Origin of the sequence: Providencia manganoxydans (assembly GCF_016618195.1) — a bacterium.
GTDB classification, from domain to species: Bacteria; Pseudomonadota; Gammaproteobacteria; order Enterobacterales; family Enterobacteriaceae; genus Providencia; species Providencia manganoxydans.
Genome location: NZ_CP067099.1, coordinates 2,518,118 through 2,533,694, shown reverse-complemented (window position 1 = coordinate 2,533,694; position 15,577 = coordinate 2,518,118). Strand labels below are relative to the sequence as shown.

The window sequence follows — 15,577 nt, the reverse complement described above, 5'->3', positions numbered from 1 at the left end:
ATCTATTTTACTTTCATTCCAGCAGCGGTCATTAGTAGTCTAAATACAGAAGAGAAGGCAAATAATACCAGTACACTTCCTAACCAAAGCACTGCCATCCAACCCATTTTTTTCCACCACGGTGAGTCAATAGATTGATCAGTGGTAGCCTTGTTCTGGGGTAATTTTTCCTCTGAAGACATAGTAACTCCAATAGGTGTAAACCAATATAACTGGGATAATAAATAGTGCACCAACTAGCATAAAACCTAAACTTTCCATTGGGCCGGCGGCATCACGGAAACTAATTGCAGGCGGAATAAGATTTGGCCAAACACTGATACCTAATCCAGTAAAACCAAGAAAAATTAACAGTAAAGCCGATAGAAAAGGAATACTGTCAGACTTCTGTTGCTTAGCACTCTTTAACATAACCCAAACACAACCTAGCACTAATAATGGAACAGGTAGGAAGAAGAAAAGGTTAGGCAAGCTAAACCAGCGACTATAAATGGCGGTATTGAGTATGGGTGTCCATGCACTGATCACGACAATAACGGCTAACATAATCAGTGTTAATGGGCGTAATAATCGATACATAGTGCTACGCAAATGTCCTTCAGTTTTCATAATCAGCCAGCCACAAGCGAGTAGTGCATAGGCGATAACTAAACCAAAACCACAAAATAGTGGGAAGGGAGAAAACCAATCAAAATACCCGCCCATATAAACGCGGTTCTCGACATGAAAACCTTGAATAAAGGCACCCACAACAACGCCTTGCACAAAAGTGGCAAAGATTGAGCCCCAAATAAAGGCATGATCCCAATGTTTTCGATGCGATTCATCCGCTCTGAATCTAAATTCGAATGCGACACCTCTAAAAATCAGTGCGAGTAACATGAATGTTAATGGAATTGATAGCGCATCAAGTACGATCGCATAAGCTAATGGAAATGCACCAAAAAGCGCGGCTCCACCTAGCACTAACCAAGTTTCGTTACCGTCCCAGACGGGGGCAACACTGTTCATCATTAAGTCGCGATCTTGGCTATCTTTTAGGGCTGGGTAGAGAATACCAATTCCTAAATCAAAACCGTCCATCACGATATACATCAAAATACTGAAGACAATGATGACAAACCAAATCAGTGGTAAATCAATGCCCATGAGTTGTCTCCTGTTGAATACCTTTACGAATTAACTTCATCATGTACATATACCCGATCCCAAATACTCCGCCATAGACGGCAAAAAAAGCGAGTAAGCTGATACTCATATGCATTTCACCATGAGCACTCACAGCATCTGAGGTTCGTTGTAAGCCGTATACGACCCATGGTTGACGACCAATTTCTGTCGTGAACCAACCTGCTAGAATGGCAATTAACCCTGATGGTGCCATGACGAATACAAAGCGTAAGAATGTTTTAGAATCGTAGAGTTTTTTACGATAGCGTAGCCAAAGTCCCCATACCCCTGTTGCGATCATCAATAGACCAAGGCCAACCATGACACGAAACGACCAAAACACCATAAATACATTTGGCCTGTCTTCTGGTGGATAATCTTTTAATGCAGGTACTTGCTTATCAAGACTATGGGTTAAGATGATGCTAGCTAGGTAAGGGATTTCAATCGCATATTCGGTTTTTTCTTTTTCCATATTTGGAATACCAAATAAAATTAATGGCGTTGCTTCCCCTGGTTTATTTTCCCAATGTCCTTCCATAGCAGCGACTTTGACGGGTTGATGCTTTAAGGTATTTAATCCATGTGCATCACCAATAAGAGCTTGAATTGGTGCTAAAACTAAAATTAACCACAAAGACATAGAAAACATTTTCTTCATTGCTGAAGACTTATTGCCTTTCAGTAAATGCCATGCGCCAGAAGCTCCAATAAAAAATGCAGCCGCAAGGAATGCTGCTGTTGTCATATGAAGCAAGCGATATGGGAAGGATGGATTGAAAATAACCGCTAGCCAATCAACAGGCACGATGCGATTATCAACGATTTCAAATCCTTGCGGAGTTTGCATAAAGCTATTAGACGCGAGGATCCAAAAAGTGGAAATAATTGTGCCTAGTGCGACCATACATGTCGCAAAAAAGTGGAGTTTTTCACCCACTCGTTGCATACCAAAAAGCATCACACCAAGGAAACCTGCTTCGAGGAAGAATGCTGTCAGTACTTCATAAGTGAGCAATGGGCCAGTAATACCGCCCGCAAAATCTGAGAAAAAACTCCAGTTTGTGCCAAATTGATATGCCATCACTAAGCCTGAAACAACGCCCATACCAAAATTGACAGCGAAGACTTTTGACCAGAAATGAAACAATTTTATATAGTCATCATCCCGAGTTTTCAGCCATAGGCCTTCTAGCACTGCCAAAAAACTGGCAAGACCGATAGTGATTGCCGGGAAAATAATATGGAACGAGACCGTAAACGCAAATTGTATACGAGCCAGTTCCAGCGCAGTTAGTCCAAACATATTGACCCCTGATTGGAATTGATAGTACGCACATCACAATTTCACTTTTGCCGCTGATAGGTGTGTAGTGCTGTTCCTTAGCAAAAAAACAATAGCAGCGGCTATTTGCCGAAAAGGCAAACGGAGTAAAAATGTTTTGTGCTTATAGTTAAAAAAAGTCAGGTGAATGTATGGATAAGTAGAACATGAGAAGATAAACTATAATAGTAACAATTTTTTAGTTATTAACTATAACAGTTGAGGCGGGTATGACGCGATATGAACAACTGGCTGCACAAATACGTCAACAGATAGAAGATAATATCTGGCAAGTTGGCGATAGATTACCGTCACTTAGGGAGAGTGTGAAACAATCAGGTTTAAGCTTGATGACTGTCGTGCAGGCTTACCAATTACTCGAAAGCCAAGGCTGGATTGCAGCAAGGCCGCAATCAGGCTACTACGTTGCGCGTAGAAATACCAATTTTGCCGCAGCAAAAGGCGGAAAAGGTTTACATTTAAATGAAAATGTAGAAATTAACGCGTCAATTTTTGGTGTACTACAAGCTTGTAAAGATCCCGATATTATTCCATTTGGTTCTGCATTTCCTGAACCAGCACTACTTGATGAGCCTAAATTAGGTAAAAGCCTCGCCTCAGTGGCACGGCGTTTAGCCAGATTCAATACGACAGCAAACCTGCCACCGGGCAATGAGCAGCTACGTCGTAATATCGCTCAACGCTATGCTAGCCAAGGTATTCATGTTGCGCCTGATGAAATTGTGATCACAGCTGGTGCAATGGAATCTTTGGTGCTCAGTTTACAATCTGTGACCCAACCAGGTGACTGGGTAGTGATTGAATCACCTGCTTTTTATGGTTCATTGCAAGCCATTGAGCGCTTAAAACTAAAAGCCATCGCGATTAAAACCGACCCATTATTTGGTATTGATTTAGATGCGTTAGAAGATATTGCTGCGAAATACCCGATAAAAGCCTGTTGGTTGATGACGCATTATCAAAATCCATTAGGTGGTACGATGCCACCTGCAAATAAAAAGCGTTTAGTAGAGATCCTTAATAAAAATCAAATCGCATTGATTGAAGATGATGTCTATGGTGAGCTCTATTTTGGTAGCCAACAACCTATTCCAGCGAAAGCGCTCGATGTAAAAGGTAACTTTTTTCATTGCTCCTCATTTTCAAAGTGCTTAGCGCCGGGTTATCGAGTTGGTTGGGTCGCTGCTGGGCGCCATGCGACGAAGATCCAACACCTACAAATGATGAGTACCGTATCGGCGAGTGTACCAACGCAATTAGCTATTGCTGAATACCTGACCCAAGGTGGTTATGACAGCCATTTAAGAAAATTGCGTCAGACGATGGAGCAGCGCCAACATCAAATGCTAGGGGCTATCGCACAATATATGCCGTCTTCAGTAAAAGTGAATACACCAAAAGGCGGTTATTTCCTTTGGCTTGAATTTGAACCGCCATTTAATGCGATTCGGTTATACCAATTAGCATTGAAAGAGGGGATCAGCATCGCACCGGGCAGCATGTTTTCAACGAGTGACCAATTTAATCATGCTTTCAGACTGAATACGTCTTTTACATGGAACGAGCAACTTGATCAGGCGATGAAGACATTAGGGCGCTTATGTCATTCTTTAATTATTGATAAACGCGGTTAGTCACATTTTAAGTGTAAAGCCATTGCCCTGAGCAAACATGTTTGCCACTCTTAATATCATGATTGATGATGATATTTGCTTGGGGGAAGGTATGAAGATTAAATGTTTTGATGCAACTGAGTTACCTATCCAAGAATGGCAAGATGGATGTGGAAGCAGTACAGAGATATTTTGTTGGCCAGTTGCATCAGACTTTTCACTTCGCGCTAGCCTTGAACACATTACCCATACAAGTTTTTTAAAGCATAATATCGAGGGAGAGCGGCTGAGTATTTCCCTCAATAAGGATCCTGTATCTCTTATCGATCAACATCAGTGCCAACATATATTGAACGATATTGGTGATAGTTATCAATCAGCGAGTTGCGACTCTATCAAGCTTGAATTACAGGCATCGCCAGCTCGTTTCTTAAACTTAGAATTTAATACGGAGCGTTGGTCTGCGCAAAGCTGTGTTATCACTCAAAAGCAGCGTTTACCGATTGGGCAGGCCGGTGTGGTGTATATTTTAGCGGGTGAATGGAGTATTTCAGGGGCAAACTGCAAAATATTAAATGCCAATCAAGGTGGTTGGTGGCTACCTGACATAGGTGAAGGTATTGTTTCACCAAATACGGCAAGTAGCATTTTAATATGGGTAGCGGTAACGCCTTGTTAACTAGCTGCAAGGCCTATCGCAGCTAATGTTAACATACCACCAGCCACGCCATCAGTAACTCGACGTCGTTTATCGCTGTAGTTATCTTTTTTATACATTGCAGCGAATATCATGCCAATTGCCCCATAAATAACAATACATAAGGCAATCAATGTTGCGGATAAAATCATTGATTGTATTGCAATCTGTTCAGTTGAGTGGATGAAATTAGGCAAAATAGCAAAATATACCAACAACCCTTTAGGGTTCAGAAAGCTAGTTAAAAAACCTTTACCAATAATCGCGTTAGGTGAAGTCGGTTTTAACATTAATAATTTTCCTGGTTTCATTGCCGAAAGCATCATTTTGATGGCTAAATAGCTAACATAAGCGACTCCCAGCCATTTTATGATATTAAATAATAATGGATAAGCGGCAACAATTGCGGCTAAACCTAATGCAGCTAAAATTGCATGCATGATGTAACCGGAAATAATACCTAGGTTTGCTTTCCAAACAGCGGAGGATCCACCTGATATGCCTTGAGATGAAATAAATAAAATATCAGGCCCTGGTGTGCAAACGAGTGGGATGACTGTTGCGCTGAATAGGATTAGTGTTTGCAGCTCCATGTATGCTCCTTATATTGTTGTTAGATTGGATATTCATTTGCTCAGCTTGGATAAAAAATTATAGCGATTTTGCAGAAATGTAAGGTTGTTTTTTTACTAAAAATAAACTTTAATTTGGCAGTGAATATCAATATTTATTAAAATAAGGGAAATTAATGCCAATAAAATTAGATGGATTAGATCGCCATATTTTGCAGGTTTTGCAACGCGATGGAAAAATCGCTAATAATGAATTAGCAAAGGAAGTTGGTTTATCACCATCACCTTGTTTACGTCGCGTAAAATTGTTAGAAGAAGCAGGGGTGATTAAACGTTACGTTGCAGTACTTGATGGCAGTAAAATTGGTGCAGGTTTATCATTATTTGCGCGTATTTGGTTTAAAACACAGGATGCTCAAACTATTAATCAGTTTGTCTCTGAAATCAAAGAAATGCCTGAAGTTGTTGAATGTCATCTGATGGCTGGTGAGTGTGACGCCTTGATTCGAATTGTCACTGAAGACCTAGCATCCTATCGTCGTTTTCATGCGGATCATTTGACACAAATTCGTAGTATCCAAAGTATTAAAACTGAAGTTCCGATGGAAACAGTGAAAGTGACTTATGCCTTACCGTTATACTCTAAATAATTTGGAATATCGTTAGGTAACAAGAGCATGGCCTCCTAAACGTTTAAAAAAGTCTGTGTTTAAGGCGCACCATGCCTTAATACAAGGTGTTATCACTTAAATGATGCTAGGTGTATAAGCTACTGTACAAAATTGACGGTAGCTCATGAAATTTTGCGGCTAAACTAAGATAAATTGTGATGGCACCTTATCAGTTAGCCAAACTTGATTATCTGAAAGATAAAATTTATAACCTGACTCAAACATTTTTCTGGCTTCAATGGTTAAGACAACCGGTTGGCCATGGCGAGCGCCAACTAATTTGGCGGTTAACCCATTATCAGACAAATGAACATGATGTCGTGATTTTGAAATTAAGCCTTGCTGATTAATGGACTCAAGAAAATGGATAGCTGTTCCATGATAAAGATATTGAGGTGGAAACTGTTCACTTAATTCCATTGCGACTTGTTGACTAGAGTGGCCTTGTGCCGCTCGTATCATACTTTTATCAGTGGAGAAGCTGAAACGCTTTTTATCATTGGTCGCAACAATAGATTCTAATGTGGTGTGATCTATTGGATACCCATGTTGATTCGCTTGGTAGAGTAACGTATCGACAGAAACCCAGCCATTAGGGTCTAATTTGACCTTTATGGATTCAGGTTTATGTCGTAAAACATAGCTTAAAAACTTACTGAGCTTTATCGTATCTTTTTGCATATTAACCCCCTTGTTAAATCAAACTATCCTTATTTGCCATAATAGCGATGTGTTATTACTGCTCAATTAAAAGCATAGAAGATAATAACCAAGATGCACGTAATGTCGATACTTAATTTAAAATATAATTACTTGAATTAAATTGATTTATTTTACTAATCTTTATGATGATAAAGTTTATTAGATATTGTTTATGTGCAATATTTTAAACTTACTATTAAACATTTATCGCTATAACTAAGTATTGATACCAATTAAATTAATCCTCTAATTTAAAAAATATCAAATAATACACTTTTGAAGTGAAAAACACTCATCGAAAATAAACTATCATTATTTAAATAAAATATAGGTGTCGAACTGTATTACCTAGATATGTTTGGTTCAGAATAGACCACTTGGTGAATAAATGAACACAAGATACAAATTTTTCACGACACACTAGGAAAGGAATAGTATCATAATGGGCTAATAGCTTTATTTTCTTATTTTATTCGGAACTTTCACTGTGACTTCATTTGCTGAACTTAACGCGCTTCCTATGGAGCAACTCGCTAATCTGACGGAACTAGGCTATCTAACCATGACGCCTATTCAAGAAGCAGCGTTACCTCTGATCCTTGCCGGAAAAGATGTCCGTGCACAAGCAAAAACAGGGAGTGGTAAAACTGCTGCATTTGGGCTCGGGTTATTACAGCATATTGATGCTAAACAGTTTAATACACAATCTCTTGTATTATGCCCAACTAGGGAGCTTGCTGATCAAGTAGCTAACGAACTACGTCGTTTAGCGCGTTATATGCCGAATATTAAAATACTTACATTGTGCGGTGGCGTTCCATTTAGTATTCAACGTGATTCATTGATCCATGCAGCTCACATCATTGTTGCGACACCGGGTCGTTTACTGGATCATTTAAATAAAGAGACGGTTAATCTAGACGCATTACAGACATTAGTATTAGATGAAGCCGACCGTATGTTGGATATGGGATTCGCTGATGACATCGACCAAGTCATTGATTATGCACCCACCCAGCGGCAAACATTGTTGTTTTCAGCAACTTGGCCTGATGCAATCACGGCGATAAGCCAGCGAATTCAACGTAATCCAATGACTATTGAAATCAATTCAGTGGATGAATTACCTGCGGTTGAGCAACAGTTCTATGAAGTTTCACGTAATGGGAAAATTAATTTATTACAAAAATTATTGAGCCGAGAACAACCCGCTTCTTGTGTTGTTTTTTGCAATACCAAAAAAGATTGCCAAGCTGTTTATGATGCTTTGTCTGACAGTCATCAAAGTGTTTTAGTGTTACATGGCGATATGGAGCAGCGCGATCGTGATCAAACATTGATACAATTTGCTAATGGTAGCAGCCGTGTTTTAGTCGCGACGGATGTGGCTGCACGTGGGCTAGATATTAAATCATTAGAAATGGTGATTAACTATGAGTTGTCATGGGATCCTGAAGTCCATGTCCACCGTATCGGTCGTACCGCTCGAGCTGGTGAAAGTGGATTAGCAATTAGCCTTTGTGCGCCTGAAGAAGCTCAGCGAGCTAATGCTTTAGAAGAAATGTTAAATATGAAGCTAAATTGGCAGCCGCTCCCTACTGGTATTGCAATCATACCTCTTGAAGCCACTATGGCGACACTGTGTATTGATGGGGGTAAAAAAGCCAAAATGCGTCCCGGTGATATTTTAGGTGCTCTAACGGGAGACATGGGGCTTGATGGTGCAGACATTGGTAAAATAACCATTCAACCAATGCATGCTTATGTTGCTTTAAAACAATCTGTGGCTCGTCATGCGTGGAAGCAACTACAACAAGGTAAGATTAAAGGTAAATCGGTTAAAGTACGGCTGTTAAAATAGTTAAAAGGGAGTGTAAATTCCTTTTAACAAACATAAGTGGAATAAAATAAAATTTCTGACCATGCAATATGATTTTGAGTTAATTATATTGCATTCGTCATTTTATCATTTTGAGTATTTAACAATACTGCTTAGCGATATATAATTCATAAAGAACAGTAGAATTTAAAATTATATCCTAGTTTTTTACTTTAAAGCTTAAAGGAATAAGTATGCGTATTTTTTATATTTTGTTATTAATATTAATTGTAGTTATTTCTACTATTTTTATTTCTAATTATAATACTATTCAGAAGAATGATGAAGCTGTCATTGCAAGTGCCTCAGAAGTATTAAATCAATATCAGAGGCGTGCAGACTTAATCCCTAATCTGATTAGTACGGTAAAAGGCTATTCCAATTATGAAAAAGATGTATTGCAAGAGGTCACAAATGCGAGAGCATCAATTGGTCGAATAAGTGTTAGCGCGCAGCAGCTAACCGACCCAAACGAGATGGCCACTTATCAAAATGCACAACAAGCACTAGGACAATCCTTATCTCGCTTATTGGCTGTGTCTGAAAGATATCCTGAATTACAAGCCAGTTCACTATATCAAGATTTAATGGTGCAATTAGAGGGTGCTGAGAATCGTATTGCAGTAGCTAGGGGGAATTATATTAAAGCTGTTCGTGAATATAATACGTTAATAAGGCAATTTCCTTACAACCTTATTGCTAGCCAGTTTGGCTATCAAGAAAAAGCAAGTTTCAATGTGAATGATGAACAGACTATAAAACGTGTTCCTGTGGTGGACTTTAACTAATGTTACGTAATTTTTTGTTTATTCTTATTTTTTTGGGGTTTAATACATTAGCAGATGAGATTAAGCTCCCTAATTGGGGAACTGAAAGGGTAATCGATAGCGCTAGGCTATTAACGAAAAATGAGTATCAAGCATTAAATGAACAATTAATTAATTTTGAAAATGAGCGTGGTGATGGTTCTCAGTTTTTATTATACATACTACCTACAACGGGAAGTGAGAGTATAGAACAATTTTCAAATAGGGCATTTAATCATTGGGGAATTGGCCACAAAGAGAAAAATAATGGCTTGCTGCTAGTTGTTGCGATCAATGACCATAGAGTCCGTTTTGAAGTTGGATATGGATATGAGGGCGTTTTTTCCGATGTTATTGCTGGCCGGATTATTCGTAATTATATCACACCAAACTTTCGTTCTGAAAATTATTATCTAGGTATCAAGTCAGGTATTGAGGCAGCAATTCAAATTGCGAGTGGAGAACCTATTGAAAATATCGAATCGACGAATAATGTGTTATTTTTGAAAGTACTTCAAATGCCTTTTATGGGTGTTTATTTGGCTATTTTCATATTGAGTTATATGTATAATTTGGTATTTGGTACACGGTTACGAAAAATAAAAATTAATAAAGATATAAAAAAAGCTAAAGAAAATAAAATTTCATCGAAAAAATCGAACAAGCCTAGAGGCCACAAAATCAAACGAAAAACGTTAATGAGATTAAATGACTTTTTACAGTACAAATATTTTTTCCCGACGTTTTCGAATATGGCACCTATGATGATAGTTTTAACATTATTGGTAATATTTTTTGTTCAGGTTGCCTATGATGGAGAAGTAACGCCAATCACGGTGATGGCTATGGTTTTTCTGGATCTTTTTTTAAACTTATTGATATTGCCGCTATTGTTGGGAGTATTAGGATTGGCTATACCTATAGCAAGGCGTCAGAAAAAGGAATGGGCTTTGATTGCAGGATATGACATTGTTCATACAAAATCGTTATATTCATCTAGTTCATCAAGGCGTGAATCGGATTATTCAGGTTCGTATAGCAGCTCATCTAGCAGTTCATCGAGTAGTTCATCTAGCTCCTCATCGAGTGGCGGCGGCGGTGGCTCTAGTGGCGGGGGAGGCGCATCGGGAAGCTGGTGATAAATTATGACTTTTTTTTCCGGATATAGCATGATGTCGATCACTAAAGCCTTTTAATGATAGCGACCATGTACTAATAGGTAACTCCAATGAAAATAGCACTCATAGGTTCCGGGAAAATTATTATGTCTGCACTTGATGCGTTAACACAAGTGCAAGATATAGAAGTCGTTGCGTTATGTGTCAGAGCATCAAGTATTGAAAAAGGTAAGTCAATCTGCCAGCAATTTAGCATTAATAAATTGTATAGCGACTATGAAGAGTTACTGCGAGACCCTCAAATTGAGGTGGTCTATATTGGTTTACCTAATCATTTGCATTATGACTATACATACAAGGCATTGATGGCTGATAAACATGTTATTTGTGAAAAGCCGTTTACTCCACAATGGCAGCAGCTACAAGAACTTGTCCTATTATCTCATCAGAGAGGGCTTTATCTATTTGAAGCCATTACTGCGATACACACCCCAGGCTTCCAATTTATACAACAAAATATGGAAAAAATTGGTGATATCAAAGTGATCCAAGGTAACTATTCACAATATTCTAGCCGATATGATGATTATTTACTGGGTAATGTTCATGCGGCATTCGATCCAAAGCAAGCTGGTGGTGCTCTGTATGATATTAATCTTTATAATATTTATGTATTAGTTGCACTGATGGGAGAGCCTGATAGTCGTCATTACATTTGTAATAAAGGGCATAATGGCATCGATACGTCGGGGGTCGTTACATGCCAATTTGGTACAACGGTTGCGACGTGCACTGGCGCGAAAGATTCAGCAAGTCCAGGTTATTTCATTATTCAAGGGACAAAAGGTTATATACGTGTAGAAGGTGCTCCAAGCCTTTGCCAGTCAGTGGAAGCTTGTATTGATGGTCAAGTGACAAAAGTAAGCCAAAATGAACATACAAACTTTATGATTTTTGAGTTTGCATTTTTTCGTGATCAAATCGCTTCTAAGCAATTTGTAAAGTGCCATGAGCTACTTGAATTGGCAATAATTGTTTCAAAAATACTGACAACATCAAGAAATGATGTTGGCATAGTATTTGAGTAAGTTATGCAAGTTATTTAAATAAAGCCATTGGTGGCAATGTGTGATTGCTCCCAATGGCTTAACGCGGATTATTTAAAATGAATACAGTGATCCTCTCGATTTACCGAGTTTTTGTGCTAGCTCAGATGCTGCGTATCTGTCCATAACGATTTCAATATAGGATGCAGTATCTATTGATTCAGCAATGCTTATTGCAGTATTTAATTCATCACAGGTAGTGACTTGTACGCAGTGCCAATCTTGGCAACCAAGTGCCTCAGGCAATTGCGCATAGTTCCATTTTGGCAAGTCGTTATAATAAGCTTCAGGGTTGTTACATAGTAATCTTTCAATTAAATAGCCATCATTGTTTAGTACTAAAACAATGGGTTTTAACCCGAAACGAGCGAACTGACTAATTTCTTGAGCTGTGAGTTGATGTGAACCTTCACCCGTAATTAGGATAACTCGGCGGTTAGGAGCTGCAATGGCGGCACCAAAAGCAGCAGGGGTCGCCCAACCAATTGAACCCCATAGCGTTTGGTTGTGAAATTGAGCGTTACGAGGGAGTCGTGCGAAACCCAGTCCCATAGAAGCGGTGCCTGTTTCAGCGATAATTATATCGTCTTCTCGAAACATTTTTTCAAGTCTAGGATAGAGATAGGTTGCGGTAATTTTTCCATCATCTCCCTGAATTGGCTCGCCAAGTCCTTCGGCTTTAATACCTTGGTGTTGCAAAGAAGGGGCATGTTGTTTTAACTGTTCCAATATATCTTTCATATAAACTTGTGGATAAACGGCAGAACCGACTTTGACATGATCCGCAAGAATATTAATGCGATTTTCAGGTTGGATTGTTGCAGTAAAACTACCTGAGTTAAAATCAGTCAATTCGGCACCAATCCCTATAATACAATCACAGCTTTCAACAAATTCGCCTACTTTTGGATTCATCAATTTCCCGTTATAGATACCCATATAGGTTGCATTTGATTCGCTAACTATACTTTTATCCATAAACATAGTGGCGTATGGGAGCCCTGTTTTATCTATAATTTTTTGAACATCATTGGCATAGCCTAAACGAGCACTTAGGATCCCAGGGATTAGGCAGGCTTTTTTGCTTGAATTTAGTTTTTCTAGAATAGCAGTAACGGCTGCTGATAATGACTCGCTATTACTTTTATGCATAGTTATAGCATCAGTATTTTTATCAGTAACAACAGGCATAACCGCATAATCAGAGGGGATCCCGATATAAACAGGACGACGTTCATTAAGTGCGGTAGTAATTAAACGTTTGGTTTCGGCGATGCAGTTTTCTGGTGTTAGGATTGCGTGCGCACAACTGATATGTTGGCTCATTTTATAAAACACATCAAAGTTACCGTTGCCGAGTGTATGATGAACAAGTCTATGATTTTTTTGTACTCCACTTGCTGGCATCCCCACTAAATGGAATATTGGCAAGTGTTCTGCGTATGAACCAGCAATACCATTTAAAGCACTTAATTCACCCACACCAAAAGTTGTTGATAGTGCGGCGCAACCTTTAATTCGTGCATAGCCATCTGCGGCGTATGAGGCATTGAGTTCATTACAGTTGCCGATCCAACGCATGTTTTCGCTTTCACAGATAGCGTCTTCTATGGGAAATGCATAGTCTCCGGCCACACCAAAAACGTCATGGATCCCAATATCATATAAACAGGCTAAAACGTGCTCAATAACTGTCTTCATTATATCACCTCTAATAATTCAACGGTTAATAATTCTAGTTATTATTAGTTTTAGCGTGAATATTACTTGTAAGGAAATTATTTATAATTATTCTATCTATAACTAAAATTTATAGCGGGATAAGATATGGATGTGCGTTCACTGCGTTATTTTGTTGAAGTTGTGCAATTCAATGGATTTAGCCGAGCCGCAGACAGTTTATTTGTTACCCAACCGGCGATCAGCCGAAGTATTAAAAAACTTGAACAAGAGCTTGGTTATAAATTATTAATTAGAGAGGTTGATGGCGTCAGTCTTACTGATGAAGGGGAAATATTACTGATCCATGCTAAACAGATCCTTGAGCAATTCAACCAAATGAATAAGGCATTAAAGGAAAAATCAGGTCCATTAGAAGGGGTTTTACATGTGGGATTACCCCCTGTTATCGCTTCAACTTATTTTGCCGATATCATATTAGCTTTCAGTCAACGCTATCCTTTAGTCGAATTAAAAATTATTGAATTAGGGACGCGAAAAATGATGGATGCGATGTTAAATGGTGATGTGGAAACTGCCGCGGTGATGCTACCACTTGATGATGAGCGTTTTGATTTACATGTTTTCTCCACTGACCGCCTTATGTTATTAGTTAATGAACAACATCCTTTAGCACAGCGTCATTTAGTCAAATTTATTGAACTGCTTAATGAACCATTTATTTTTTTCTCAGATGATTTCCGAATTAATGAATTAGTCACTAGTGCTTGTGGTCTTTATGGTAAGAAACCGATAATTGCAGGTCGTAGTAGTCATCTTGATTTAGTCACCGCCATGGTGAGAGCAGGGGTTGGCATTACATTGCTTCCGGGCAGCATGTGGAATAAAACCAGAACAGATGGGGTAGCAATCATCCCTGTGATTGAACCTGTGCTTTCCTATGAATTGGCGCTGGCAACATTAAAAAATGGCTCTCAAACTCGAAAAGCACAAGCATGGAATGCTTTGTCGAGGGAAATATTAAAGAACCAATAGTGATATGGATCTTAATAAAACTTCTTAGGTTTTTTGTATGATATCTTAATCACCAAATTTATAGAGGTTGTTAAGAAACACAATGAAAAATAAATAGCATAGACTTGAGACAATATTATGAATTATATGGTGGTTTATTATTGATGAATATCTTAATCGAATGATGTGCAATGTTACTTTACATGCCATTTGAACTTCAATTTTTGCTACTATAAACCATCATCTGTTTGATCATTTATCTTTAATAAGAAAACTATTATGAAAGCAACATCCGAAGAAGCTCGTGTATTTATTGAAGTAGTAGAGCAAAAAAGCTTTAGTAAAGCAGCGGATAAGCTCAATTTGGCAAATTCAGCTGTGAGCCGAATCGTCAAAAAGTTAGAAGAAAAATTGGGTGTCAATTTGCTTAACCGTACAACTAGACAAATTGACTTAACTACAGAAGGTGAACTCTATTTTCAACGGATGAAAGTTATTTTACAGGCAATGCAAGAGGCAGAGAATGAATTATATGAAGCACAGCACTCACCAAAAGGTTTATTGCGGATTGATGCAGCAACACCAATTGTGTTGCATATCCTAATTCCTTTCACTTCTATTTTTCGTAAACAATATCCTGATATTCATTTATCTTTGGTTTCATCAGAAACTTTTGTTAATTTAATAGAACGAAAAGTGGATGTTGCGATACGTGCTGGACAGCTCAATGATTCTAGCTTACGAGCTCGCCCTTTGTTTAATAGCTATCGTAAGATTATTGCTTCACCAGACTACATTGAGCAATATAGCGAACCTGTACAGCCTCAAGATCTCTTCAACCATACATGTCTCACTTTTACGGAACCTGCTTCATTAAATATATGGCCAGTTAAAACTGTAGATGGACAATTAATTGAAGTAACTGATGGAATATCATCAAATAGTGGGGAAACGTTAAGGCAGCTTTGCTTAGCTGGCAATGGAATTGCGTGTTTGTCTGACTTTATGGTCAATAAAGACATTCAAAGTGGTCAGTTTATTGAAGTATTAAAAGAAGAGTTACAAACTATTCCTTTGCCATTTCATGCGGTTTATTACAGTGACCGAGTAGTTAGTCAACGTATTCGCGTTTTTATTGATAGTTTAACTCAATATATTTCAGAAATTCAGAAGCCATAACGAATTATGGCTTCTGAAAATACTG

The 15,577-nt window shown here is 38.4% G+C and carries 15 protein-coding genes; 9 read left to right on the top strand and 6 right to left on the bottom strand.

Annotated elements, in window-relative coordinates:
- Window positions 1-2 precede the first annotated feature (2 nt).
- From JI723_RS11325 to JI723_RS11315, 3 genes are read right to left on the bottom strand one after another with little or no spacing between them, the layout of a single operon-like run.
- Window positions 3-107, bottom strand: a complete 105-nt coding sequence (locus tag JI723_RS11325; RefSeq protein ID WP_081336040.1) for a DUF2474 domain-containing protein — start codon at window positions 105-107, stop codon at window positions 3-5.
- 31 nt (window positions 108-138) lie between these two features.
- Window positions 139-1,149, bottom strand: a complete 1,011-nt coding sequence (gene cydB / locus JI723_RS11320; protein ID WP_272579738.1) for a cytochrome d ubiquinol oxidase subunit II — start codon at window positions 1,147-1,149, stop codon at window positions 139-141.
- Window positions 1,139-2,476 (bottom strand): cytochrome ubiquinol oxidase subunit I, encoded by a 1,338-nt coding sequence (locus tag JI723_RS11315; protein ID WP_070929682.1) that lies wholly within the window; start codon window positions 2,474-2,476, stop codon window positions 1,139-1,141. The genes cydB and JI723_RS11315 overlap by 11 nt, the downstream gene beginning before the upstream one ends.
- A 248-nt stretch (window positions 2,477-2,724) precedes the next feature.
- On the opposite strand from JI723_RS11315, the gene JI723_RS11310 reads away from it, so the two are divergent.
- Window positions 2,725-4,149 carry an aminotransferase-like domain-containing protein gene (locus JI723_RS11310; protein WP_070929681.1) on the top strand — a complete coding sequence of 475 codons (1,425 nt, stop codon included), beginning with the start codon at window positions 2,725-2,727 and terminating at the stop codon, window positions 4,147-4,149.
- 91 nt (window positions 4,150-4,240) lie between these two features.
- A complete protein-coding gene (locus JI723_RS11305) occupies window positions 4,241-4,807 on the top strand; it encodes a HutD/Ves family protein (protein WP_070929783.1) in 567 nt (188 codons plus the stop codon).
- On the opposite strand, the gene JI723_RS11300 is transcribed toward JI723_RS11305, so the two are convergent.
- A complete protein-coding gene (locus tag JI723_RS11300) occupies window positions 4,804-5,418 on the bottom strand; it encodes a LysE family translocator (protein ID WP_272579739.1) in 615 nt (204 codons plus the stop codon). The two genes, JI723_RS11305 and JI723_RS11300, sit on opposite strands and share 4 nt — an antisense overlap.
- A 155-nt stretch (window positions 5,419-5,573) precedes the next feature.
- Between JI723_RS11300 and JI723_RS11295 the strand changes: the two genes are divergently transcribed.
- The gene (locus tag JI723_RS11295; RefSeq protein WP_070929680.1) at window positions 5,574-6,047 is read left to right on the top strand and encodes an Lrp/AsnC family transcriptional regulator; all 474 of its coding nucleotides are present in this window, start codon (window positions 5,574-5,576) and stop codon (window positions 6,045-6,047) included.
- Window positions 6,048-6,206: 159 nt separating this feature from the next.
- Here JI723_RS11295 and JI723_RS11290 read toward each other — a convergent pair whose 3' ends face one another.
- Window positions 6,207-6,749: an RNA 2'-phosphotransferase gene (locus JI723_RS11290; protein WP_070929679.1), complete on the bottom strand. Its 543-nt coding sequence runs from the start codon at window positions 6,747-6,749 to the stop codon at window positions 6,207-6,209.
- 508 nt (window positions 6,750-7,257) lie between these two features.
- On the opposite strand from JI723_RS11290, the gene dbpA reads away from it, so the two are divergent.
- The 4 genes from dbpA to JI723_RS11270 all read left to right on the top strand — a co-directional run bounded on the left by dbpA (window position 7,258) and on the right by JI723_RS11270 (window position 11,661).
- The gene (dbpA, locus tag JI723_RS11285; RefSeq protein ID WP_272579740.1) at window positions 7,258-8,631 is read left to right on the top strand and encodes an ATP-dependent RNA helicase DbpA; all 1,374 of its coding nucleotides are present in this window, start codon (window positions 7,258-7,260) and stop codon (window positions 8,629-8,631) included.
- Between the two features lie 212 nt (window positions 8,632-8,843).
- On the top strand, window positions 8,844-9,437 hold the full coding sequence (locus tag JI723_RS11280) for a LemA family protein (RefSeq protein ID WP_272579741.1): 594 nt from the start codon (window positions 8,844-8,846) through the stop codon (window positions 9,435-9,437).
- Entirely contained in the window at window positions 9,437-10,594 is a 1,158-nt protein-coding gene (locus JI723_RS11275; protein WP_272579742.1) for a TPM domain-containing protein, read from the top strand. The genes JI723_RS11280 and JI723_RS11275 overlap by 1 nt, the downstream gene beginning before the upstream one ends.
- Before the next feature lie 89 nt (window positions 10,595-10,683).
- Window positions 10,684-11,661, top strand: a complete 978-nt coding sequence (locus JI723_RS11270) for a Gfo/Idh/MocA family protein (RefSeq protein ID WP_272579743.1) — start codon at window positions 10,684-10,686, stop codon at window positions 11,659-11,661.
- A gap of 72 nt (window positions 11,662-11,733) precedes the next feature.
- Here the strand turns inward: JI723_RS11270 and JI723_RS11265 are convergent, their stop codons facing one another.
- Window positions 11,734-13,383: an alpha-keto acid decarboxylase family protein gene (locus JI723_RS11265; RefSeq protein ID WP_337979966.1), complete on the bottom strand. Its 1,650-nt coding sequence runs from the start codon at window positions 13,381-13,383 to the stop codon at window positions 11,734-11,736.
- Between the two features lie 123 nt (window positions 13,384-13,506).
- On the opposite strand from JI723_RS11265, the gene JI723_RS11260 reads away from it, so the two are divergent.
- Entirely contained in the window at window positions 13,507-14,394 is an 888-nt protein-coding gene (locus tag JI723_RS11260; RefSeq protein WP_140179205.1) for a LysR family transcriptional regulator, read from the top strand.
- 258 nt (window positions 14,395-14,652) lie between these two features.
- On the top strand, window positions 14,653-15,552 hold the full coding sequence (gene yafC, locus JI723_RS11255) for a DNA-binding transcriptional regulator YafC (protein ID WP_272579744.1): 900 nt from the start codon (window positions 14,653-14,655) through the stop codon (window positions 15,550-15,552).
- The last annotated feature ends 25 nt before the right edge of the window (window positions 15,553-15,577 follow it).